This is a genomic window from Aphanothece microscopica RSMan92, assembly GCF_046613545.2.
Taxonomy (GTDB): Bacteria; Cyanobacteriota; Cyanobacteriia; order PCC-6307; family Cyanobiaceae; genus NIES-981.
Genome location: NZ_JBKKKY020000224.1, coordinates 1 through 949, shown reverse-complemented (window position 1 = coordinate 949; position 949 = coordinate 1). Strand labels below are relative to the sequence as shown.

General features: G+C 66.0%; 1 protein-coding gene. It reads left to right on the top strand.

Going from position 1 to position 949, the window contains the following annotated elements; translation table 11 throughout:
- Window positions 1-922 (top strand): penicillin-binding transpeptidase domain-containing protein (locus ACLD7X_RS17120; RefSeq protein WP_411424894.1); only part of this gene is annotated, 922 nt, incomplete at its 5' end.
- Between the last annotated feature and the right edge of the window lie 27 nt (window positions 923-949).

Below are 949 nucleotides of genomic sequence, written 5' to 3'. Positions count from 1 at the left end.
GGTCGCCGCCTATCCCGGCATTCGGCCTGAAATCGGGCAAGCCCGCGCCTATCCGCGTGGCCCCGCGTTCGCCCACCTCGGGGGCTATGTGGCCCGGGCCAATCAGAAAGAAGCCGAAGGCGACCCGATCCTGAAGGCGCCTGGCGTGCGTCTGGGCAAGGAGGGCCTGGAGGGCAGCCAGGAAGCGGGTCTGCGCGGCAAGCATGGCGCGCTGAAACTGGAAGTGGATTCCGGCGGGCGTGTGATCCGCGAGGTGCGCGATCCCGAGCTTGCACCCCTGCCCGGCCAGGACATGGTCCTGACGATTGACGCTGATCTCCAGCAGTTCGCCTATGACCGGCTGGGCGAGGAGAGCGGTTCGGCCATCGTGATGGACGTGCGCAGCGGCGACCTGATCGTCATGACATCGGCGCCCGGCTTCGACCCCAACCAGTTCGTCAACGGGATCGCGTCGTCAGCCTATTCAGCGCTTTTGAACGACGAGAAAAAACCCCTGTATCACAAGGCGGTGCGCGGCACTTATCCGCCCGGATCCACCTTCAAGATGATGACAGCGCTGGCTGCGCTGGAAGCCGGCGTGGTCGATCCAGGGGAGCGGATCGTCTGCCGCGGGTTCACCACATTGGGATCGCAGCGCTTTCACTGTCACCGTGCTGGCGGGCATGGCGCGGTGGATATGCGGGCGGCCCTGAAGGTCTCCTGCAACGTCTATTTCTACGAAATGGCGCGCCGGGTGGGTCAGGAGGCGATCGCCAAGGTCGCGCGCGAATTCGGCCTGGGCGCCGCCTGGCCGGTGGGCGTGCCGGGGGTGGCGCGCGCCAATGTGCCGGACGAAGCCTGGAAGCAGCGGCGCTTCAAGGAGCGCTGGACCGTCGCAGACAGCTTCAATTTCGGCATCGGGCAAGGCTATCTGACGGCGTAACCCTTGCAGCTTGCGCTCATGACGGCC